This window comes from Pseudomonas sp. MAG733B (assembly GCF_036884845.1).
Classification (GTDB): Bacteria; Pseudomonadota; Gammaproteobacteria; order Pseudomonadales; family Pseudomonadaceae; genus Aquipseudomonas.
The window spans coordinates 943,904-965,705 of the sequence record NZ_CP145732.1 but is presented as its reverse complement, the minus strand read 5'-3'; the positions used below and the strand labels follow the sequence as shown (position 1 = coordinate 965,705).

Annotated in this window: 18 protein-coding genes; 1 reads left to right on the top strand and 17 read right to left on the bottom strand. The window is 60.6% G+C overall.

The genetic code is table 11. The features are described from left to right. Positions 1-142 precede the first annotated feature (142 nt). Positions 143-454, bottom strand: coding sequence for a type II toxin-antitoxin system PemK/MazF family toxin (locus V6Z53_RS04450; RefSeq protein ID WP_338586446.1), 312 nt, complete (start codon positions 452-454; stop codon positions 143-145). 279 nt (positions 455-733) lie between these two features. Then, positions 734-1,636, bottom strand: coding sequence for a LysR substrate-binding domain-containing protein (locus tag V6Z53_RS04445; protein ID WP_338584329.1), 903 nt, complete (start codon positions 1,634-1,636; stop codon positions 734-736). A 119-nt stretch (positions 1,637-1,755) separates the two neighbouring features. Here V6Z53_RS04445 and V6Z53_RS04440 point away from each other — a divergent pair, with 119 nt between their 5' ends. Then, entirely contained in the window at positions 1,756-3,036 is a 1,281-nt protein-coding gene (locus V6Z53_RS04440) for an MFS transporter (protein ID WP_338584328.1), read from the top strand. On the opposite strand, the gene gspM is transcribed toward V6Z53_RS04440, so the two are convergent. From gspM to gltB, 15 genes are all read right to left on the bottom strand, one after another. Continuing rightward, positions 3,029-3,484, bottom strand: coding sequence for a type II secretion system protein GspM (gspM, locus tag V6Z53_RS04435; RefSeq protein ID WP_338584327.1), 456 nt, complete (start codon positions 3,482-3,484; stop codon positions 3,029-3,031). The genes V6Z53_RS04440 and gspM overlap by 8 nt on opposite strands. Beyond that, complete coding sequence (gene gspL, locus V6Z53_RS04430; RefSeq protein ID WP_338584326.1) at positions 3,481-4,587, bottom strand: type II secretion system protein GspL; 1,107 nt, start codon at positions 4,585-4,587, stop codon at positions 3,481-3,483. The genes gspM and gspL overlap by 4 nt, the downstream gene beginning before the upstream one ends. Continuing rightward, entirely contained in the window at positions 4,584-5,414 is an 831-nt protein-coding gene (locus V6Z53_RS04425) for a type II secretion system protein GspK (RefSeq protein ID WP_338584325.1), read from the bottom strand. Before V6Z53_RS04425 ends, gspL begins: the two co-directional genes overlap by 4 nt. Further along, positions 5,411-5,953 (bottom strand): type II secretion system protein GspJ, encoded by a 543-nt coding sequence (locus V6Z53_RS04420; RefSeq protein ID WP_338584324.1) that lies wholly within the window; start codon positions 5,951-5,953, stop codon positions 5,411-5,413. The genes V6Z53_RS04425 and V6Z53_RS04420 overlap by 4 nt, the downstream gene beginning before the upstream one ends. Further along, the gene (gene gspI, locus V6Z53_RS04415) at positions 5,946-6,329 is read right to left on the bottom strand and encodes a type II secretion system minor pseudopilin GspI (RefSeq protein ID WP_338584323.1); all 384 of its coding nucleotides are present in this window, start codon (positions 6,327-6,329) and stop codon (positions 5,946-5,948) included. Before gspI ends, V6Z53_RS04420 begins: the two co-directional genes overlap by 8 nt. Further along, the gene (gspH, locus tag V6Z53_RS04410) at positions 6,322-6,789 is read right to left on the bottom strand and encodes a type II secretion system minor pseudopilin GspH (RefSeq protein WP_338584322.1); all 468 of its coding nucleotides are present in this window, start codon (positions 6,787-6,789) and stop codon (positions 6,322-6,324) included. Before gspH ends, gspI begins: the two co-directional genes overlap by 8 nt. 3 nt (positions 6,790-6,792) lie before the next feature. After that, positions 6,793-7,242 carry a type II secretion system major pseudopilin GspG gene (gene gspG, locus V6Z53_RS04405; protein WP_338584321.1) on the bottom strand — a complete coding sequence of 150 codons (450 nt, stop codon included), beginning with the start codon at positions 7,240-7,242 and terminating at the stop codon, positions 6,793-6,795. A gap of 3 nt (positions 7,243-7,245) precedes the next feature. Next, a complete protein-coding gene (gspF, locus tag V6Z53_RS04400) occupies positions 7,246-8,454 on the bottom strand; it encodes a type II secretion system inner membrane protein GspF (protein WP_338584320.1) in 1,209 nt (402 codons plus the stop codon). A gap of 3 nt (positions 8,455-8,457) precedes the next feature. Then, positions 8,458-9,939, bottom strand: coding sequence for a type II secretion system ATPase GspE (gene gspE, locus V6Z53_RS04395; protein WP_338584319.1), 1,482 nt, complete (start codon positions 9,937-9,939; stop codon positions 8,458-8,460). Then, positions 9,936-11,864, bottom strand: coding sequence for a type II secretion system secretin GspD (gene gspD, locus V6Z53_RS04390; protein ID WP_338584317.1), 1,929 nt, complete (start codon positions 11,862-11,864; stop codon positions 9,936-9,938). Before gspD ends, gspE begins: the two co-directional genes overlap by 4 nt. Before the next feature lie 7 nt (positions 11,865-11,871). Next, positions 11,872-12,411 (bottom strand): type II secretion system protein N, encoded by a 540-nt coding sequence (locus V6Z53_RS04385; protein ID WP_338584316.1) that lies wholly within the window; start codon positions 12,409-12,411, stop codon positions 11,872-11,874. An 81-nt stretch (positions 12,412-12,492) separates the two neighbouring features. After that, positions 12,493-13,959 carry an N-acetylglucosamine-binding protein GbpA gene (gene gbpA / locus V6Z53_RS04380; protein ID WP_338584315.1) on the bottom strand — a complete coding sequence of 489 codons (1,467 nt, stop codon included), beginning with the start codon at positions 13,957-13,959 and terminating at the stop codon, positions 12,493-12,495. A 292-nt stretch (positions 13,960-14,251) separates the two neighbouring features. Next, complete coding sequence (gene hemE / locus V6Z53_RS04375) at positions 14,252-15,319, bottom strand: uroporphyrinogen decarboxylase (protein ID WP_338584314.1); 1,068 nt, start codon at positions 15,317-15,319, stop codon at positions 14,252-14,254. 253 nt (positions 15,320-15,572) lie between these two features. Beyond that, positions 15,573-16,991: an FAD-dependent oxidoreductase gene (locus tag V6Z53_RS04370; protein WP_218439012.1), complete on the bottom strand. Its 1,419-nt coding sequence runs from the start codon at positions 16,989-16,991 to the stop codon at positions 15,573-15,575. A gap of 32 nt (positions 16,992-17,023) precedes the next feature. Then, the gene (gene gltB / locus V6Z53_RS04365) at positions 17,024-21,472 is read right to left on the bottom strand and encodes a glutamate synthase large subunit (protein WP_338584313.1); all 4,449 of its coding nucleotides are present in this window, start codon (positions 21,470-21,472) and stop codon (positions 17,024-17,026) included. Positions 21,473-21,802: the final 330 nt, after the last annotated feature.

The window sequence follows — 21,802 nt, the reverse complement described above, 5'->3', positions numbered from 1 at the left end:
GTACCTGTCTGGCTCTACGATGGCTGGTTACCCAGGATCCTCAGAGTCTCACAAGCCCCTTTCGGGAACGCGGCCAGTATTGTCCGAATTCATTCTGCAAACAACAGGTGGCAGCTGGCCCAGTTGATCATGTTTGCAACCTCTATAGACCCAAAGCCTTACGCACTGCGACCTTGATCGCAACAAACTCGTCTATTTCAAGTTGTGAAATAACGAAAGTACGCTTACCCCGACGATCTCTGCTCTTGATCCGGTCGAGCCTGGCAAGACACACAGTGGCGACCATGTCGCATTTTGCCCAACAAGTCGGACTGGCTCCATGCAGATGATTTGGAAGCTCCAGATGGTGTTCAAGCATTTGAGCCGGAGCGGTAGTACTAAGCGGTACGACCGTTACCAATAAGCTGTTGGTTCGGTGTTTGCGAATCACGACGACAGGCCTGACCTTGACCATTTCAGGCAATTCATAGCCCCTGAAATCACAAATCAAAACGCTGCCTTCCCTTGGTTGGTATAGAAGTGGCATCCATGGCACTCGCCGAAAGAAATCGATTCTGCTTAAGTTTCGGACCAGCCCCTAAGCCGAATCCGTTACTTGAAATGTCTTCATCGTTCTCTCGGAGGCTTTCGCGAGCAGGCTCGCTCCTACAGTGGGTTGGTGGTGTGGCGAACATCGTGTTTCCACCACGCAACCCTGTAGGAGCGAGCCTGCTCGCGATTGGCTGCGCAGCCGTCACGGTTTCAATGGCTCGACCTTCCTCGTCAACAACTCCACAAACGCTTTGGCCATCGCCGACTTCTGATCCTTGCGCTGCACCAGCCACACCGCCGACACCGCCGCGGGGTCAAGCAATGGCCGATAGACCACGCCATCAATGCGCATCCGCTGATAAGACGCCGGCAGCACCGATACACCTAGCCCCGCTGCCACCAAACCGATAATGGTCATCGCCTCGCCCGCCTCTTGAGCGAAGTGCGGGCTGAAACCGGCATCTCGGGCCAGGCTCAGCAATTGTGCATAAAGCCCACTGCCGTAACTGCGCGGGAAAAACACGAAGGGTTCGAGGGCCAGCGCGGACAGGAACAACCCCTCTTCACTGCCGTTGACCAAGGGATGCTTGGAACTGAGAACGGCGACCAACGGTTCGCGCATCAACTCGACCACGCTAAGGCAATCCGGCAACCCGAGCGGGCGCATGATGCCGACCTCGATCGACTCGTCCACCAGCGCATCGGCCACCTGGGTGCTGCTCATCTCCCGCAGGTTCAGATGCACCGCCGGGAAGCGCTGGCGAAACGAAAAAATCGCCTGGGGAATGGTCGAGTTGAATGGTGCCGACGAGGTGAAGCCGATTTTCAGTTCGCCCAGCTCACCCAGTTGCGCCCGCCGCGCTACATCCGCCGCTTTGTCGACCTGCGCCAGCACCAGCCGCGCCTCTTCGAGGAACAGCCGACCGGCCTCGCTCAGTTCGACCCGACGATTGGTACGCTCGAACAAACGCGCGCCGACTTCCTGCTCCAGCGCCTGAATCTGCTGGCTCAGCGGCGGCTGAGAGATGCCCAGCACCTGTGCGGCGCGGCCGAAATGCAGTTCTTCGGCGACGGCGATGAAGTAGCGCAGATGACGCAATTCCATGAAAACCCCATTAGGTCGTAAAAGCTATCAAACAGGTCGAACAATATATTGGATTGAATCATTAGCCGGCTATATGCTTTTTTCATTGCCTGACCGGCCGCGCTCCTCCGAGGTCCCCCGTGAAAACTGCTGTCGCCCCACTCGCCCATGAAGTTCCACCCGTCGCACAAGGCGATGTCGTCGCTGAGCTGGCGGAGATCTACATCGAAAAAGGCACACCGGCGTTCATGCGCACGGTGCTGGCGTTATTCTGCGGCGGCTTCGCGACGTTCGCCCTGCTCTACTGCGTGCAGCCGATGATGCCGCTGCTGTCCCACGAATATTCCATCAACGCGGCGCAAAGCAGCCTGATCCTGTCTATCGCTACCGGCATGCTTGCCATCGGCCTGTTGATCACCGGTCCGATCTCCGACCGCATCGGGCGTAAACCGGTGATGGTGGCGGCACTGTTCGCCGCTGCACTGTGCACCATGGCCAGCGCGATGATGCCGAGCTGGCACGGCGTGCTCGCGATGCGTGCGCTGATCGGGTTGTCGCTGAGCGGTCTGGCAGCGGTGGCGATGACCTATTTGAGCGAAGAAATTCACCCGCAGCACATCGGCCTGGCGATGGGTCTGTACATCGGCGGCAACGCGATTGGCGGGATGAGCGGTCGCTTGATCACCGGCGTGTTGATCGACTTCGTCAGCTGGCACACGGCGATGCTGGTGATCGGTGGCCTGGCGCTGATTGCGGCAGCGGTGTTCTGGAAAATCCTCCCCGAATCGCGCAACTTCCGCCCCCGCTCGCTGCACCCGCGCAGTCTGGTTGACGGGTTCACCATGCACTTTCGCGATGCCGGTCTGCCGCTGCTGTTCCTCGAAGCCTTTGTGTTGATGGGTGCGTTCGTCACGCTGTTCAACTACATCGGCTATCGCTTGCTGGCCGAGCCGTATCACATGGAACAGGCTTTCGTCGGATTGCTTTCAGTGGTGTACCTGTCGGGCATCTACAGCTCGGCGAAAATCGGCTCGCTGGCCGACCGACTCGGCCGCCGAAAAGTGCTTTGGAGCACCATCGCGCTGATGATCAGCGGCCTCGCCCTGACGATGTTCACACCGTTGCCGCTGGTGATCATCGGCATGCTGATCTTCACCTTCGGCTTCTTCGGCGCCCACTCGGTGGCGAGCAGCTGGATCGGCCGCCGCGCCACCAAAGCCAAGGGCCAGGCATCGTCCTTGTACCTGTTCAGCTACTACGCCGGGGGGAGCATCGCCGGTACGGCGGGCGGCGTGTTCTGGCACCTGGGTGGCTGGAATGGCATCGGTCTGTTCATCGGGTCATTGCTGGTGGTAGCGCTGCTGGTGGCGTTGAAACTGGCGAAGTTGCCGCCACTGCCGGGAAGCGGCACGACTATCTGAGCACCACCCGCGCCTCCAGCACCGCGTCACGTTTTTCCAGGGTCAGTGATTGCAGGGCAATGCCCTCGCTTTCAATACGGTCCAGCCATGGCAGCAATGCCATGGCGTCGCCGCTGAGGGTCAGGCGCAGCAGTTCGTTGTCGCTGTCCATCTGATGCAGTTCAAGTCCCGCCGTTAGTACGCTTTCGCTGATACGCAATGACAGTGGCTGGTCGACCGGATGCGGAATATGGCTGCGCGGTCGCGCCTGTTGCAGTTGCGCGGCCAGTGCCAGTTGCTGCTGATATTGGCGCTCGGCTGTCGCCAACCGTTGTTGCGTCGGCTGCCAGATCAGCGCGAATGCCATAACGCTCAGAACAAAAACACCCAGCGCCAGCAGCAGTCGCTGCTCGCGCAGGGACAGACGCTGAAACTTCACGACCACCGATTTCAATTCCATCAACTTCATGTGCCTTGCTCCACGGACAGGGTTGCCTGCACTCGGTCGCGGTCCTTGTTAGAGCTGTCGAGCCGCACTGCGATGCCTTGCTGTCGTCCACGTTCACGCAGCAGTTCCAGCTCGGCAAAACTATTGGCGGTCAGCTGGATTTTCCAGCCATCGCCTTCACGAAATTCGATGCGCTGGACCTCGACGTTGCTGGCGCCGATGACATGCTCGACCAGGTTGACCAAACCGGCGATACGACCGCCCTGCGGCTCCGAACCTTGGCTTTGCAGGGTTTTGAGTTGCGCCGCGAGATCAACGATGCGGGTCTGCTCCGGGTAGAGCGTCTTGAACTGTTGCTCGCTGCGGCTGTAAAGCTGACGACTTTCATGTTCGAGAAATCGGATGCGCGTTTCACTCGCTCCCCAAGTCAGCAGCAACACCATCAACATCGCCATGCCACCGAGGCGCCACGGCAGGCGTTTTCGGCGGGGGGCAAAATCACCTTGCAACAGATCGATTGCGTGCTCGTGAGTACCGTTGAGCCACTGGTCGGACCCGACAGTGTCCTGACGCTCGTCGCGCCACTGGATATCCTGCGACAAGCCCGGCCTGAGCAAGGCCACCTCGTCTTCCATCAGCGTCAGGCGCGCGGATAACCCGCCACCCAGCAGCCATCGACCGAACCACCAGACAGCTAACGGCTGACCGGATGGCAACACATCGGCATCGACGTAAACCGAGCGTACTTCAATGCCCGCCCCGGCCAACAATTCAAGCACGCTCGCAAATCGCTTTCGATCAATCACCACTACCGGATAGCGTCCCTGCGCATCGCGAGCGCCGACGCATAGGTGCAGCTTCTCCAGTGGTTCGCTCAATTGTTCCTCAACCGCGAACGCAATGGTTTGGCTATCGGGTCGACGCCGGGAAGGCCACGGTTCGCTGCGCAACCAGCTGCATAGTTCCATGGGCAACAGCAGATCCACTGCTTGCCCGTTCAACGCTTGCGCCGCTTGCTGCAGTGGCATGCGCTGTCGATGACCGGTCGGTGACCACATGCAGCAGGGCCAGTCGGACGTCACGGTGCCCAAGCCGTCGGCCGTCAGGTAGAGCCAGTTTTTCATTGCGCGATCTCGTTGCTGTTCGACGGCAGAACGCGTCGTTGCAGGATGTTCCATTGGCGTGTCTTGGCATCGCGTTCGACATCAGTGGCCAAACGCAGACGGCGCTGCCCCTGCGTCACCTGAACTGTGATCCGGTACCAACGGCTGTCGATGCCCAAGCCGTGGCTGCTCAAGCCCTTGCCGGATAACAACGGGTCTTGGGTAAAAGCCTGAACGCTCGGCCATGGCGCCGTTGAGCGCTGGCGCAACAGGGCATCCGTCTCGACTGCTTCGATGCCATCGAGTGTGCGCAAAATCAGCGCCGGGGCCGTGTTGATGTTCAGTGCGGCGCTTGCGGGCAACAACGCGACCCAGGGTTCCAGCCGACGCAGGCGTTCACCGTCAACACCGGGCAGCAGGCGCAACTGACTCAGCTCTCGCAAAGCGCCCACTTGCTCCAGTTGCAAATCCGGCAGTTCAAGCAGCGCCAGCAAGCGCGCCCAGCGCTTGAGCGTGACCTGATCAGTTTGCCCCTCAATCAACAGGGAATTGAGATTGAAGCGCCCGGCAAGGTCCTCGATGTTGATGTGGATTTGCGCGTCTTCCACATCGAAGTCCGGGGCCGGATCAGGTATCCGGTCGCTGTCTTTTTGCTGCGCCTTGAGCAATGACAAAGCCCAGGTTTCCCCGGCCATGCCGAGTTGACGCAGATGCAGTTGCTGTAGCTGTTGCCCACTGCTTTGCAGCAACAGCCGATGACTGCGCAGCACCCCGCCGATGATCAACAGCGCCAGGCTCATGACCAGCAACACACTGACCAACGCCACACCGCGTTGGCGCGCTCTCATAGCAGCGCCCCTGGCAGCAAAATCACCCGGCGAATTGCCTGGTAACGTCCCGCCGACAACTGCATCTCCACCGCCAGCGGTGCCTGCGTGTTCTGCCCGGTCGGCGAGTCGCTACGCCAACCCGTGCGACCGTCAAACAGCCGCCAGCGCAAGTCGCGAACATCGTCGAGCAGTTTTTGCCGCTGCACGATTGGCGAGCCTTCTGCCCGGCTGTCTCGCCATAGCACACCGTTGTCGAGACGATAGGTCAGCGTTTGTCGCTCGCTACGCGGCAGGTCCAGCGGGTTGCGCCAATTACCGCGTTGCCATTGCAGCTGTGCCTGCTCCAACACGAGTGCCTGTTCCGTGATCTGCAGCAAGTCGCGTTCGACCACCGCGATGGCACGTTGCAGGTTTCTGAATTCACGTTCGTGGGCCATGCTGCCTTGTTGCACGCGCATCACGCCTTCGAACAGCGTCCAGCTGGCCAGTCCCAGCAAGGCGAATATCGCAATGGCGATCACCAGCTCCAGCAAGGTGAAACCGGTTTGCCTATTCATCGGAGTTGAGTATCCAGCCGCTGGCGCGGTGCAGGGGCTGGTCGCGATTGGCCAGGCTGACCTCCATCTCGACTTTTTGCAAACGCGGCTCAGGGGTGGCACTGATACGCTCACGCAGCAGCCAATCACGACCTGCCATGTGCACAGCGTATTGCGATTGCCCATCGGCTGGAGCAGATTGCAGGCGCAACTCGTTCAATTGGTTGTCGGCCACCCACGCCGCGAATAGTCGCTCCTCGACGGCAACAGACTGCTTCAGCACGTATTGGCTGGCGGACAACACAGCGGTCGCCAGGGTCGCGAAAATCGCCAGCGCCACCATGATTTCCAGCAGGGTGAAGCCGGCCATCTGGGGCGTGCGTTGCAGCCTAACCATCGATCACCACCTCGCCGATGCCATCGGCGGACAGGCTCGACCAGATCCTGTCCCGGGTCTCGAACGTCAGCGTGAAGGTGCTGGTTTCATCACTGCTGAGCATCAGCAACTGAGGCGGGCCTGCGTCAGCGCCCAGTGTCACGGAATAGCCATCGTGCTTCAGACGCAGCCGCAGGTGATCGGGCCATCGATAAAGGGCCGTGAGCGACTCCCAGCCACGCACATCCAGGCGCATCGCCCGGTAGCCGTCGACACTCAATCGCACGCCGTATTCCTGGCCTTCAAGCACCGCCCGTTCACGTAACTGTCGAATCACCCCGGCGAGAGCAGCTGCTTCTTGTCGGGCCTGTTGGGCAGGATTCATGCCGGTGGCAAAACTCACCATGCCCACCAGCACGCCGATCAACACGATCACGATCATCAGTTCCAGCAAGGTAAACCCCCGACAACGACACCGCATGAATCAACCGCCCCAGTTGCCGATGTCGGCCGCATGCCCTTCGCCGCCCACCACGCCGTCGGAGCCGAGGGAATACAAGTCGTAGCTGCCATCGGCCGATTTCACGCCGGGATTGAGGTATTGATAGGGTGTGTTCCATGGGTCCACGGGCAGGCTTTTCAGGTAGCCGTTGGGGTTCCAGCTCCGCGCCGCCGGCAGGCCGGACGGGCGTTTGTTCAAGGCTTCCAGCCCCTGTTGCGTCGAGGGGTAATGGAAGTTGTCGAGGCGATACATCTCCAGCGCAGTAGAGATGGCCTGGATGTCGACTTTGGCGGCGGTGACCTTAGCCTGGTCGGGGCGGCTCATGAATTGCGGCACCACGATGGCCCCCAAAATGCCGATGATGACCACCACCACCATGATTTCAATCAGGGTAAAACCGCGTTGGGACGTTCTGCGACGGGGAGTGTTCATGGGTCAATTCACCAATTGGTTGAGGCTGAGAATCGGAAGCAGGATGGCCAGGACGATCAGCAGCACCACGCCGCCCATCAGCACCAGCATGGCGGGCTCGAACAGGCTCACCACCAGGGCGATACGCGCGGCCAGGCTGCTTTCCTGTTGCTCGGCGGCGCGGGCCAGCATCCGGTCGAGCTCACCGGCGCGTTCGCCGCTGGCGATCATGTGCAGCATCATCGGCGGAATGTCGCCGCCGAGTTCCAGGCCACGGGTCAGGGTTCCCCCTTCGCGGACCGAGCGGGCGACATCGGCCATACGCGCGCGAATGGTCAGGTTGCCTATCACGGCGGCGGCGATCTCCAGCGCGTCTACCAAAGGCACCGCACTTTTGCCGAGGATCGCCAGGGTGCTGGCGAAACGTGCGGCTTCCATCGCCCGCAGCACTTCACCAAAGACCGGCACATCGAGCACCAGACGATGCCAACGCAGCCGCCAGACCGGCTGACGCAAACTCCAGCGCCAAAGGCCAACCACCATCGCCAACGCGCCGAGCAGCAACAGACCATGGTTGCGCAGGCCGTCACTGGCGCTGATCAACGCCCGGGTCAACCACGGCAATGGCTGGCCGCTGTCGACGAAAATTTTCACCACGTCCGGCAGCACGTAACCGAGCAGAAAACCGACGATCACCACGCTGGTCAGCATCAGGATCAGCGGATACACCAAGGCCATCTGGATCTTTTGCCGTGACGCCTGGCGGGCCTGGGTGTAGGCGGCCAGTTGTTCCAGCACATGGCCCAGATGCCCGGAACGTTCCCCGGCAGCCACGGTGGCGCGGAACAACTCCGGGAACGCCTTGGGAAACTGCGCCAATGCCGTGGCGAGAGCATGCCCTTCCATCACCCGGCTTCTGACCGCCGACAGCAGGCCCGCGACCCGCCGTTTGGCACTTTGTTTTGCCACGGCATCAAGCGCCTCCTCCAACGGCAAACCGGCCTGTACCAGCGTCGACAATTGCAACGTCAGCAGCGCCAGATCGGCGGCACTCAACCGTCCGGTGCCACGCGGTGCATTCACACCATCCGCGATCTGGACCGCACTCACGCTGCGCGGCCAAAAGCCGCGTTCACGCAGTAGTTGCCGCGCATGACGGTCGCTGTCGGCCTCCAGCTGTCCCTTGCACCGGCGACCCTGAGCATCGTCAGCGCGATAGTCGAATGTCGGCATGCCTCAGTCCTCCCGCGTCACGCGCAGCAACTCGTCGAGGCTGGTCTGCCCGTCGATCACCCGTTGCCGGCCGTCCTGAAACAGGCTGCGCGACACCTTGCGTGCCTCGGCGGTCAATGCCTGCTCACCGGCGCCCTGATGAATCAGCGCCGAGATGGCCGGCGTCACGCTGATCAATTCATAGATCCCGATCCGCCCGCGATAACCGTGCTGACACTGTTCGCAACCCACCGCTCTGAACAGTTGCAACGACGCGCCAGTGTCGAGCCCCAGACGCTGGCAGGCAGCCGCACCAGCGCTGTACGGTGCCTTGCAATGCGGGCACAAAGTACGCAACAACCGCTGGGCCAAAACGCCCACCAGCGACGATGCCAACAGATACGCATCCACCCCCATGTCCACCAGACGCGTCACCGCACCAACCGCGCTGTTGGTGTGCAACGTCGACAGCACCAGATGGCCGGTCAACGAAGCCTGCACGGCGATTTCCGCGGTCTCGCGGTCACGGATCTCACCGACCATCACCACGTCCGGGTCCTGACGCAGAATCGCCCGCAAACCCCGGGCGAAAGTCATGTCGACTTTCGGGTTGACCGGCATCTGCCCGACGCCGGGCAAGTGATATTCGATGGGGTCTTCGACCGTCAGGATGTTGCGGGTCTGGTCGTTCAGGCTGCTCAGCGCGGCGTACAGACTGGTGGTCTTGCCGGAACCCGTCGGGCCGGTGACCAGCAGAATGCCGTGGGGTTTGCCCAGGAGTTGGCGCAGGTCCGCGAGGGTGTCTTCCGGCATGCCCAGACGTTGCAACTCCAGGCGTCCGGCCTGTTTATCGAGCAGGCGCAAGACCACTCGTTCGCCGTGAGCCGAGGGCAAGGTCGAGACCCGCACGTCGACTTCATGCCCGGCCAACCGCAGGGCTATCCGACCATCCTGGGGCACACGTTTTTCAGCGATATCCAGCCGCGCCATGACCTTGATTCGCGACACCAGCAGCGTCGCCAATTCACGCCGTGGCCGAAGCATTTCGCGCAATTGCCCATCGACCCGCATGCGCACCGACAGGTATTGCTCGAAGGTTTCCAGGTGCACGTCCGAGGCCTGTTCACGCACGGCTTCGCTGAGTAGCGCATTGATCAAGCGGATGATCGGCGCATCGCCCTGCTGCTCCAGCAGATCCGCGGTTTGCGGCACCTGATCCACCAGGCTGAGCAGGTCCAGTTCTTCGTCCAGCCCTTGAGCGACCTGTTCGGCGGCGCTCTGCCCTTCGCGGTAGGCTGCGGCCAGTCGCGTGGCAAACACGTCCGCTGACAGCAGCCGCAACGGCAGCGCCCGGCCGCACACCCGATGCGCTTCGGCCAGAGCCGTGAGCGGCGTATCGGCGCGCATCGCCAGGCTCCAATCCCCGCCCTCGCACTCCAGTAGCACGCCGAAACGCCGGGCGAAACCGAAGGGCAGTGGCTCGTAAAAAACGGTCGTGTGGTTCATGGCGTATGGGGCATTGGCTGGCGCAGATCAAACACCGGCGCATCGGAACCCGGCTCGAACAACCGGCGTGCATCCGCTGGCAGCAGCAACGAGTTGTTGCCCGCCGCGCCCTGCTGACTCAAATCGCGTAGCGCGTTGTAACGCTGCTGGCTGACGTCGACCAGGTCTTCCTTGCTGCGCACGATGGTCGGCCGCAAGAACACCATCAGATTGCTTTTCGTTTGGGTGTCGCGGGTCCAGCGAAACAGCGCGCCGAGGTAGGGAATGTCGCGCAGCAACGGCACGCCGCTTTTTTGCGAGCGCACGCTGTCCCGGATCAAGCCGCCGATGACAATGATTTCGCCGTCGTCGGCCAGAATGGTGCTCTTGAGCGCGCGCTTGTTGGTGATCAGGTCGGAGGAATCGATACCGGAAACCGACGGCGCAATGTCCGAAACTTCCTGCTCAACCTCCAGGCGCAACGTCGAACCTTCGTTGATGTAGGGCTTGATCTTCAGGCTGATGCCGACGTCCTTGCGTTCGACCGTAGTGAACGGGTTGTCCGCACCGCTGCTGTTGGTCGCGTAGGAACCGGTTTTGAACGGCACGTTCTGGCCGACGATGATTTCCGCTTCCTGATTGTCGAGGGTCAACAGGCTCGGCGTGGACAGCAGGTTGCTGTGGGTGTTGCTGGCCAGCGCCGAAATCAACGCGCCGAAACGGTCGCTGCCCAGCCGCAGCAGTGCGCCTTCCGGCGCCGACTTGTTCTCGTCAAATGTCAGGCCGCCGACGATCGGGATGTCGGTGCCGGGGAAGTTGATGAAGCCTTTCGCGTCGCCGGTGTTCAGGCCCCATTGCACACCAACGGCTTCGGCGATGTCCCCGGAAATCTCGACGATGGCGGCATGGATCAGCACCTGCGCACGAGGCTGGTCCAACTGACGCACGATGCTTTCGATGGTTCGCACCTGCGCCGGCTCGGCGATCAGCACCAGCGCATTTTGGCTTTCGTCGGCCTTGATCATGAAGGTAGCGCCGGCCGCAGTGTCTTTGCTGCTGCCAAGGCTCGGAGCCGATTTTCTGCCCTGCCCCATGCTTTCCAGAATCTCGGCCAACTGCTTGGCATCGCTGTGACGCAGGCGGATCACCCGGGCATTGTCAGGTGTCACCGTGGTCGGAATATCGAGGCCGCGAGCCAGTTCGGCCAGGCGGTGGCGAACTGCGGGCGGGCCGATGAAGATCAAGCGATTGGTTCTGCTGTCAGCCAATACCTGGATCGTACTGTCGGCATTGCGTTTGCCCAGTGAGGCTTCCATCACCGGGGCCACATCGCTGGCCTGGGCGTGGAGCAGTTGAACCACGGCGTGCATGTTGCCCTGCCCCGAATCCAGCTGGCGCACCACCTGAGTGATTCGTTGCACATTAGCCGCCGTGTCGGTGACCACCAGCGCATTGGCCGACACCGACGGGCCGACATAGCCATTAACCGATACCAGCGGCCTGACCAGCCCGCCAATATCAGTGGCGCTGCTGGTATTCAGCTCGATGACCCGGGTGACGAACTGCGAAGGCGTGGCGTTTTTTGCCGGGCCGTTGCCGGCGCGGGTTTTGGCTTCGGTCACCGGCGTGATCAGAATCCGGTCACCTTCGTCGATCACCGTGAAGTTATGGGCGTCGAGCACTGAGTAAAACAAACGACGAACACCCTCTCGATCGAGGGCTTGCCGAGACATGACCGTGATGCGCCCGGAGACTCTGGGATCGAGCACCACGGTGGTCCCGAGAATGCTGGAAATTTCCTCGACGATGTCGCGCAGCTCGGCGTTGTTCATCGCCAATTGCCATTTTTCTTCTGCTGCAGACAGCGCAGCCGGAAAGCTTGCCGTCGCCAGAACGGCAAGAAGAAGCATGGAGCGCAAGGCCTGCGCGCCAGTGAAGCTGTTCATGGTCTGATCACTCTGACGGCCCGGAAAACGGGCGTAGATAACGCGCTGATACAACGGGAGTTTGAGGCTCGGTTGGAGATTCGAATCGGCGCAGAAAACGCGCGGCAGGCGATTGAAGGGTCAATAGTTCTTCGCGCCCCTTGTTCCACAGCATCACTTGGCTGGCCTCGACGCGACGCAGAACGCTGCCGCCGGGCAACCGCTCGCCGACCTGGTACAAACGCGAACCTTGAGCATCGGCCAGCAGTGCTCTGGACAAACCATTGCTGACGACAAAACTGGCCTGCAACGTCAAGGGCTCGGCGCTGGTTCGGGGAGTGTCGTCTGTGGTCAGTCCAAATACCGTTGCCACCGCCGTCGCATCCAGCGGCACGCGGACAGGCTCGGGGATAACTGCGACCATCGCCGGTAATGCCCGGGTGAACTGTTCACGAAAAAGCCGCTCCTGCCACACGACAAAAACGGCGCAGCCCACCGGCAAAATCAGCAGGCCTGCCGTGATCGGGCGCAGGCCGAAACAGGTCAGCACCTTCAGTGAAAGTTTCACGATGGGTTCACTCGATTCTCAACGGAAAGGCCCCGTCTTCAGACGACCCTTCTCAGGTCGCCTGAAGTGCTGCGGGAGGACTTAGAGTTCGTTCCACGCCATGTGCGAATGCGCACCCACGCCAGGTTCGAATCCGTTGGCAGTCGGGCTGTATTGCTTGCAGTAGCCCGACTCCGGGAATGGCTTGCACTCGAAGACCTTGTTGATCTTCGGTTGCAACACTCTGGTACCAGCGATGTAGCCGCTGATGCCTTCCGGGAACACAAACTCGTAGTCAGCGCCAGCGCCTTCACCCGTCAGTTGCGTGGTCTGGGTATCCTGGCGAGTAGTGCGGCCATCGAGTGTGGTGCCGACCAGGGTCAGCGTATGTGCACCAGGATTGCCGCGCACATCGATCGCCAGCCAATTCGAGCCGCTGTCCACTTGTGCAGAGGTGGAGCCGACTGGCTTGTTGCTCTCGTTGAACAGGGTCGCTTCGACGTTCATTTTGCGGTTGGACAAAATGCCGAAATCAACCTTGGCCAAGCCTTTTTCCAGCACATATTCAGCTTGCTGGGACGCCACCGACAGGCGAGCCGCGGCATCTTCCTGCATGTTCAATTGCACTTCGTAGCGCGTTACACCGCTCGCTTTTTGCGCGAACAGACGGTTATTGCCTTTGACCGGCTCGACCGTACCGTCTTCGTCACGAACGCCCGCGCGGATGAGTGTATGGGCCTTGTTGATCGCTTCTGCCAACTTGAACGACCAGTTGTTGGGTGCACCTTCCTCGGCCGTATTGATGGAAATCTCGACACTGTAATCCGGGCTCTCGCCGTTGGCGGAGAACGCGCGAGCCTTGACCTTGTCACCAACCAGCAAGGTGGTCGAAGGTGCAATGCTGCCGACGGAGGACCAGCCACCCGGCAGCTCCGGCTCCGCGAGGATGTTCACGTCCGCCGGGTTGTAGAACGCGGCGTCGGTGTCACCAACCGTCCAGATCCCCAGGATGACGTGATGCCCGGATTTGTCGGCGGGAATGGTGCAGTTGTGCTTGTCGCTGTTGGATGGCTTCTGATTGCCACCGTTGATGGTGCAGAACGGTGTGCTCTCGAATGTAGCGCGCTTGAGCGCTTCGTTCGGGTTCCAGCCGTTGCGGGTGATGAAGTATTCATGTTTGGTGGCTGGATGAACGGCCGTGTAGTGCCATTGGAAATCCAGAGTGCGATTGTGGATTTCCGTCAGGTGCCAGCGAGTGGCGGACTGAGCGTCCAGTGCCGAAAACAGCGAGTGACCGCCGCTTGGAATCTTGCCATCGACCGGCCCCTGCAATGGAGCACCACCGACACCGGCGGGAAAGCCCTTGAAGGTTTCGCCAACACTTTGTGGCTCGTATTGCGCGCCGCCACAGTTAGTGTTCAAGCCTTTCTGACAGAGCAGTGCGCGCGACGGTGGCACTTCCAGGAAGCCATGAGCGGAAGCACTTTGGGACGCCAACATTGCCGATAACAGGATCATTGAAGAAGTGCACGCAGCAAACGCACTTCCCTTGTACGAAGTATTTTTCATCAAATGAGTTCCAGACTTCTTATCGAAATTTAGGGCGCACATTGCTGACGCCGATGGTTGCGATATTGCTCAGCGACTGGCTGAGCAAGGGTCCGAACCTTACGTGGAGGAATGAATTTTCTATGTAGGGCAAATCTCTGCTGAGCGCAGGAACGGTCTCTACAGCTCTTTCTCCGACAATGGATGAGAGAATTCTTACAAGCTGTGGCGCCACCCTAAACAAGAAAAAAAGAGCATAAAAAAAGCCTGTCCGGCGCCATGCCGGACAGGCTTTGGCAACATCAGAAATCTGTTACTCGTGATATTGCGCCGACAACTCATGCACGGCGCGCAAGAACGCACCCGCATGTTCCGGATCGACTTCCGGTGTGATGCCGTGACCCAGGTTGAACACATGGCCGCTGCCTTTGCCATAGCTGGCGAGGATGCGGCCGACCTCGGTGCGAATCGCTTCCGGTTTCGCGTAGAGCACAGTCGGGTCCATGTTGCCTTGCAGCGCGACTTTGTCGCCGACACGGGTGCGGGCGCTGCCGATGTCGCAGGTCCAGTCCAGGCCCAGAGCGTCCGCGCCAGCGTCGGCGATGCTTTCCAGCCACAGACCGCCGTTCTTGGTGAACAGGATCACCGGAACCTTTCGGCCTTCGTGCTCGCGGATCAGGCCGCTGACGATTTTCTTCATGTAGGCCAGGGAGAATTCCTGGTACGCCGCCGCCGAGAGGCTGCCGCCCCAGCTGTCGAAGATCTGCACCGCTTGCGCGCCGGCCATGATCTGGCCGTTGAGGTAGCTGGTGACCGTCTGCGCGAGCTTGTCCAGCAGCAGATGCAAGGCTTGCGGGTTGTCGTAGAGCATGGTCTTGGTCTTGCGGTAGTCCTTCGACGAGCCGCCTTCGACCATGTAGGTGGCCAGGGTCCATGGGCTGCCGGCAAAGCCGATCAGCGGAACACGACCGTTCAGTTCACGGCGAATGGTGCTGACCGCGTCCATCACGTAGCCGAGGTCTTTGTGTGGATCAGGGATCGGCAGGGCTTCGATGTCGGCCAGGGTGCTGACGACTTTCTTGAAGCGCGGACCTTCGCCGGTTTCGAAGTACAGTCCCTGGCCCATGGCGTCGGGGATGGTCAGGATGTCGGAGAAGAGGATCGCCGCGTCCAGCTGTGGATAGCGGTCGAGCGGTTGCATCGTGACTTCGCAGGCGAACTCCGGATTCATGCACAGGCTCATGAAGTCGCCGGCCTTGGCGCGGCTGGCGCGGTATTCCGGCAGGTAGCGACCGGCCTGACGCATCATCCACACGGGGGTGACGTCTACGGGTTGCTTGAGCAGGGCGCGCAGGAAACGGTCGTTCTTCAGGGCAGTCATGTCGGCATCCGGAAAAAAAGTGCGGGCATTTTCTCAGAGCCGGACGCAAAAGGCACGGTTGCAGGCCAGCCTTTTGTCTATCGGGTCAATTTGTCGCAATGTAAACACAGTATTCGTAACACCACGAAACAACTGTGGGAGCGGGCTTGCTCGCGAATGCGGTGTGTCAGGCAACAAAACTGTCGACTGACACTCCCTCTTCGCGAGCAAGCCCGCTCCCACATTTGGACCGCATTCCATTTCTGGAAAGTGGTTACACGCCCAGGTAATCCAGGATCCCTTCCGCCGCATTACGGCCTTCGAAGATCGCTGTCACCACCAGGTCAGAACCACGAACCATGTCGCCACCGGCGAAGATTTTCGGGTTGCTGGTCTGGTGCTTGTACTGGCCTTGTTCCGGGGCTACGACACGGCCCTGGCTGTCGGTCTGGATGCTGAACTGTTCGAACCACGGCGCCGGGCTTGGACGGAAACCGAAAGCGATGACCACGGCGTCGGCCGGGATAATCTCTTCGGAGCCCGGGATCGGCTCAGGGCTGCGACGGCCACGGGCGTCCGGTTCGCCGAGACGGGTCTCGACCACCTTCACGCCTTCAACCTTGTCCTCGCCAACGATGGCGATCGGCTGGCGGTTGTAGAGGAATTTCACGCCTTCTTCCTTGGCGTTCTTCACCTCTTTGCGCGAGCCCGGCATGTTCGCTTCGTCACGACGATAAGCACAGGTCACCGACTTGGCGCCCTGGCGGATCGAAGTGCGGTTGCAGTCCATCGCCGTGTCGCCGCCTCCGAGAACCACGACCTTCTTGCCTTTCATGTCGACGAAATCTTCCGGCGACTTTTCAAAGCCCAGGTTGCGGTTGACGTTGGCGATCAGGAAGTCCAGCGCGTCGTACACGCCCGGCAGGTCTTCACCGGCAAAGCCGCCCTTCATGTAGGTGTAGGTGCCCATGCCCATGAACACGGCATCGTATTCTTCGAGCAGTTGCTCCATGGTCACGTCCTTGCCCACCTCGGTGTTGAGGCGGAACTGGATGCCCATACCGCTGAAGACTTCGCGACGATTGCTCAGCACGGTCTTTTCCAGCTTGAACTCAGGGATGCCGAAGGTCAGCAGACCGCCGATTTCCGGGTTCTTGTCGAACACCACCGGGGTCACGCCGCCACGCACCAGCACGTCGGCACAGCCCAGGCCCGCCGGGCCCGCGCCGATGATCGCGACGCGCTTGCCGGTCGGCTTGACCTTGGACATGTCCGGACGCCAGCCCATGGCGAACGCGGTGTCGGTGATGTACTTCTCAACCGAACCGATGGTCACCGCGCCGAAGCCATCGTTGAGGGTGCACGCACCCTCGCACAGACGATCCTGCGGGCACACCCGGCCGCACACTTCCGGCAGGGTGTTGGTCTGGTGCGACAGCTCGGCGGCCTGGAGGATGTTGCCCTCGGCCACCAGCTTCAGCCAGTTGGGAATGAAGTTGTGCACCGGGCACTTCCATTCGCAATACGGGTTACCGCAACCCAGGCAGCGGTGGGCCTGATCTGCCGACTGCTGGGGTTTGAACGGTTCGTAGATTTCCACGAACTCTTTCTTGCGTTGACGCAACAGTTTCTTCTTCGGATCCTTGCGCCCGACCTCGATGAACTGGAAGTCATTATTCAGACGTTCAGCCATTTTAAAACCTCATCAAACTCTTCAGGCGCATATCACTGCGGGTTGGCACGGGTGCTGGAAAGCAACGATTTCAGGGTGGCAGCCTTGGGCTTGACCAACCAGAAACGGCGCAGGTAATCATCGAGGTTTTCGGCGAGGTTACGACCCCACTCGCTGTCGGTTTCCTCGACGTACTCGTTCAGCACGCGTTGCAAATGGCTACGGTAGGCTTCCATCGCCTCGCCGCTGATCCGCTGGATTTCCACCAGTTCGTGGTTGACCCGGTCAACGAAAGTGTTGTCCTGGTCGAGCACGTAGGCGAAACCGCCGGTCATGCCTGAGCCGAAGTTGTAACCGGTCTTGCCCAGGACGCAGACGAAACCACCGGTCATGTACTCGCAGCAGTGATCGCCAGTGCCTTCCACCACGGTGTGGGCACCGGAGTTACGCACGGCGAAACGCTCGCCCGCGGTGCCGGCGGCGAACAGCTTGCCACCGGTAGCGCCGTACAGGCAGGTGTTGCCGATGATGGCACTGTCCTGAGTCTTGTAGACGCTGCCCTTCGGCGGAACGATGACCAGCTTGCCGCCGGTCATGCCCTTGCCGACGTAGTCGTTGGCATCGCCTTCCAGATACATGTTCAGGCCGCCGGCGTTCCACACGCCGAAGCTCTGCCCGGCAGTGCCCTTGAAGCGGAAGGTGACCGGCGCATTCGCCATGCCTTGGTTGCCGTGCTTACGGGCGATTTCACCGGAGATCCGCGCACCGATCGAACGGTCGCAGTTGCAGATGTCCAGGGCGAAATCGGCGCCGCTCAGGTCATTGATTGCCGAGGTGGCCATGTCGACCATTTTCTCGGCCAGCAGGCCTTTGTCGAACGGCGGGTTGCGTTCCACGCCGCAGAACTGCGGCTTGTCCGCCGGCACGTGGTCGCTGCCCAGCAATGGAGTCAGGTCCAGGTGATGCTGCTTGGCGGTCTGCCCTTCGAGGATTTCCAGCAGATCGGTGCGGCCGATCAGCTCTTCGAGGGAGCGCACGCCCAGCTTGGCCAGCCACTCACGGGTTTCTTCGGCGACGTAGGTGAAGAAGTTCACCACCATGTCGACGGTGCCGATGTAGTGATCCTTGCGCAGCTTCTCGTTCTGAGTCGCAACGCCGGTGGCGCAGTTGTTCAGGTGGCAGATGCGCAGGTATTTGCAGCCCAGGGCGATCATTGGCGCGGTGCCGAAGCCGAAGCTTTCAGCGCCGAGGATCGCAGCCTTGATCACGTCGAGGCCGGTTTTCAGGCCGCCGTCGGTTTGTACCCGGACTTTTCCGCGCAAGTCGTTGCCACGCAGGGTCTGGTGAGTTTCGGCCAGGCCGAGTTCCCACGGAGCGCCCGCGTATTTGATCGAGGTCAGCGGCGATGCACCGGTGCCGCCGTCGTAGCCGGAAATGGTGATCAAGTCCACGTAGGCCTTGGCCACACCGGCGGCGATGGTGCCGACGCCCGCTTCTGCTACCAGCTTCACAGAGACCAGTGCTTTCGGGTTGACTTGTTTCAGGTCGAAAATCAGCTGCGACAAGTCTTCGATCGAGTAGATGTCGTGGTGCGGCGGCGGCGAAATCAGGGTCACGCCCGGCACTGCGTAACGCAGCTTGGCGATCAAACCGTTCACTTTACCGCCCGGCAGTTGACCACCTTCGCCGGGCTTGGCGCCCTGAGCGACCTTGATCTGCAGCACTTCGGCGTTGACCAGGTATTCCGGCGTCACACCGAAACGGCCAGTCGCCACCTGCTTGATTTTCGAGCTCTTGATGGTGCCGTAGCGCGCCGGGTCTTCGCCACCTTCGCCGGAGTTGGAACGCGCACCGAGGCGGTTCATGGCTTCGGCCAGGGCTTCGTGAGCTTCCGGCGACAGGGCGCCCAGGGAGATACCGGCGGAGTCGAAGCGCTTGAGCACCGATTCCAGCGGTTCGATCTCGCTGATGTCCAATGGAGTGTCGAGGGTTTTGACTTTCAGCAGGTCGCGGATCATCGACACCGGGCGGTTATCCACCAGCGACGTGTATTCCTTGAACTTGCTGTAGTCGCCCTGCTGCACAGCGGCTTGCAGGGTGTTGACCACGTCCGGGTTGTACGCGTGATATTCGCCACCGTGAACGAATTTCAGCAAACCACCTTGCTGGATCGGCTTGCGCGGGCTCCAGGCTTCGGTAGCGAGGGCTTTCTGCTCGGCTTCGATATCGACGAAACGCGCACCCTTGATGCGGCTTGGCACGCCACGGAAGCTCAGGTTGCAGACTTCCTCGGACAGGCCGATCGCTTCGAACAGTTGTGCTCCGCGATAGGAGGTGATGGTCGAGATGCCCATCTTCGACAGGATCTTGAGCAAGCCTTTGGTGATGCCTTTACGGTAGTTCTTGAACACCTCGTAGAGGTCGCCCAGCACTTCACCGGTACGGATCAGGTCGCCCAGCACTTCATAAGCCAGGAACGGATAAACGGCAGAGGCGCCGAAACCGATCAACACCGCGAAGTGATGCGGATCGCGAGCGGTCGCGGTTTCCACCAGGATGTTGGAATCGCAACGCAGGCCTTTCTCGGTCAGGCGGTGGTGCACGGCACCGGTAGCCAGCGACGCGTGGATCGGCAACTTGCCCGGAGCGATGTGACGGTCACTCAGCACAACCTGGGTACGACCAGCGCGCACGGCTTCTTCAGCCTGATCGGCAACGTTGCGGATCGCCGCTTCGAGGCCGACGCTTTCGTCGTAGTTGAGGTCGATGATCTGGCGTTCGAAGCCCGGACGATCGAGGTTCATCAGCGAACGCCACTTGGCCGGGGAAATGACCGGCGAGCTGAGGATCACGCGCGAAGCGTGTTCCGGCGACTCCTGGAAGATGTTGCGCTCGGCACCGAGGCAGATTTCCAGCGACATGACGATGGCTTCACGCAGCGGGTCGATCGGCGGGTTGGTGACCTGCGCGAACTGCTGGCGGAAATAGTCGTACGGCGTACGCACGCGCTGGGACAGCACGGCCATCGGCGTATCGTCGCCCATCGAGCCCACGGCTTCGTAGCCTTGCTCACCGAGCGGACGCAGTACCTGATCGCGCTCTTCGAACGTGACCTGATACATCTTCATGTATTGCTTGAGCTGATCGACGTCGTAGAACGCCGAACCGTGGTCGTTGTCTTCCATGGTCGCCTGGATGCGCAAAGCATTCTTGCGCAGCCATTGCTTGTACGGATGACGCGACTTCAGGCGGTTGTCGATGGCGTCGGTGTCGAGGATCTGCCCGGTTTCGGTGTCCACGGCAAAGATCTGCCCCGGACCAACGCGGCCCTTGGCGATCACGTCTTCAGGCTGGTAGTTCCAGACACCGATTTCCGAAGCCAGGGTGATGAAACCGTTGGTGGTGGTCACCCAACGCGCCGGACGCAGACCGTTACGGTCGAGCAGGCACACCGCGTAGCGACCGTCGGTCATTACCACGCCGGCCGGGCCGTCCCACGGCTCCATGTGCATCGAGTTGTATTCGTAGAACGCACGCAGATCCGGGTCCATGGTTTCGACGTTCTGCCACGCTGGCGGAATGATCATCCGCACGCCACGGAACAGGTCGATACCACCGGTGACCATCAGCTCCAGCATGTTGTCCATGCTGGAGGAGTCGGAACCCACGCGGTTGACCAGCGGGCCGAGCTCTTCGAGATCGGGCATCAGGTCGTTGGCGAACTTGGTACGACGGGCCACGGCCCAGTTGCGGTTACCGGTGATGGTGTTGATCTCGCCGTTGTGCGCCAGGAAGCGGAACGGTTGAGCCAGCGGCCATTTCGGCAGGGTGTTGGTGGAGAAGCGCTGGTGGAACACGCAGATCGCGGTTTGCAGGCGCTCGTCGCTCAGGTCTGGATAGAAGGCGGTCAAGTCCGCCGGCATCATCAGGCCTTTATAAATGATGGTCTTGTGGGAAAAGCTGCAGATGTAGTGATCGACGTCGGCGGCGTTGGCCACGGACGAGCGACGACGGGAGCTGAACAGCTTGATCGCCATGTCCTGATCGCTCAGGCCTTCACCACCGATGAACACTTGTTCGATCTGCGGCAGACGCTCAAGGGCCAGGCGGCCGAGGACGCTGGTGTCGATCGGCACTTTGCGCCAGCCGACCAGTTGCAGGCCGGCGGCCAGGATCTCGCGGTTCATGTTCTCGCGAGCGGCTTCGGCTTTGACCGGGTCCTGGTTGAAGAAGACCATGCCCACGGCATATTGCTTGGGCAATGCAACGCCGAAGGTTTCCTGGGCGATGGCTCGCAGGAACACGTCCGGCTTTTGAATCAGCAGACCGCAACCGTCACCGGTCTTGCCGTCGGCATTAATCCCACCGCGGTGGGTCATGCAGGTCAGGGCCTCGATGGCCGTTTGCAAAAGGGTATGACTGGGCTCGCCCTGCATATGGGCTATCAGGCCGAAACCGCAGTTATCCTTGAATTCATCTGGTTGGTACAGACCTGCTTTCATAGACACTTTCTCACCAGGCTGCCTCTTGTCGAGGCAAATTTCTTTTCAATTCAACCACTTGCATTCCGCGCCGAACGTACGCCGGCTTAGCGGGGGCAAAAGGGAGGTCATTGTACACACCGACACTTGGCCTCACAAATTTGACGACGAAATGTCGCAAATCTATGTCGCATTTGTGAAAGGTTTAAAGCGATCTGCTGTGCTAGTCAAAACTTTTTTAATTCTGACTGCAACGACTCAAAGACTACTGTGACGCAGACACCACAAGGCACGCGGCCTGTAGAGGCGGCATGCGCTTGTAGAAATTTTGAGGTGCCGGGAGAGGCGGCC

Coding starts and splice junctions, on each gene's coding strand:
- gspE (WP_338584319.1), bottom strand. CDS start 9,939: ATGAACCACACGACCGTTTTTTACGAGCCACTGCCCTTCGGTTTCGCC.
- gspD (WP_338584317.1), bottom strand. CDS start 11,864: ATGAACAGCTTCACTGGCGCGCAGGCCTTGCGCTCCATGCTTCTTCTT.
- gbpA (WP_338584315.1), bottom strand. CDS start 13,959: ATGAAAAATACTTCGTACAAGGGAAGTGCGTTTGCTGCGTGCACTTCT.
- gspH (WP_338584322.1), bottom strand. CDS start 6,789: ATGCGGTGTCGTTGTCGGGGGTTTACCTTGCTGGAACTGATGATCGTG.
- V6Z53_RS04420 (WP_338584324.1), bottom strand. CDS start 5,953: ATGAATAGGCAAACCGGTTTCACCTTGCTGGAGCTGGTGATCGCCATT.
- V6Z53_RS04370 (WP_218439012.1), bottom strand. CDS start 16,991: ATGGCTGAACGTCTGAATAATGACTTCCAGTTCATCGAGGTCGGGCGC.
- V6Z53_RS04445 (WP_338584329.1), bottom strand. CDS start 1,636: ATGGAATTGCGTCATCTGCGCTACTTCATCGCCGTCGCCGAAGAACTG.
- gspI (WP_338584323.1), bottom strand. CDS start 6,329: ATGGTTAGGCTGCAACGCACGCCCCAGATGGCCGGCTTCACCCTGCTG.
- gltB (WP_338584313.1), bottom strand. CDS start 21,472: ATGAAAGCAGGTCTGTACCAACCAGATGAATTCAAGGATAACTGCGGT.
- gspL (WP_338584326.1), bottom strand. CDS start 4,587: ATGAAAAACTGGCTCTACCTGACGGCCGACGGCTTGGGCACCGTGACG.
- gspM (WP_338584327.1), bottom strand. CDS start 3,484: ATGAAGTTGATGGAATTGAAATCGGTGGTCGTGAAGTTTCAGCGTCTG.
- gspF (WP_338584320.1), bottom strand. CDS start 8,454: ATGCCGACATTCGACTATCGCGCTGACGATGCTCAGGGTCGCCGGTGC.
- gspG (WP_338584321.1), bottom strand. CDS start 7,242: ATGAACACTCCCCGTCGCAGAACGTCCCAACGCGGTTTTACCCTGATT.
- V6Z53_RS04425 (WP_338584325.1), bottom strand. CDS start 5,414: ATGAGAGCGCGCCAACGCGGTGTGGCGTTGGTCAGTGTGTTGCTGGTC.
- V6Z53_RS04450 (WP_338586446.1), bottom strand. CDS start 454: ATGGTCAAGGTCAGGCCTGTCGTCGTGATTCGCAAACACCGAACCAAC.
- hemE (WP_338584314.1), bottom strand. CDS start 15,319: ATGACTGCCCTGAAGAACGACCGTTTCCTGCGCGCCCTGCTCAAGCAA.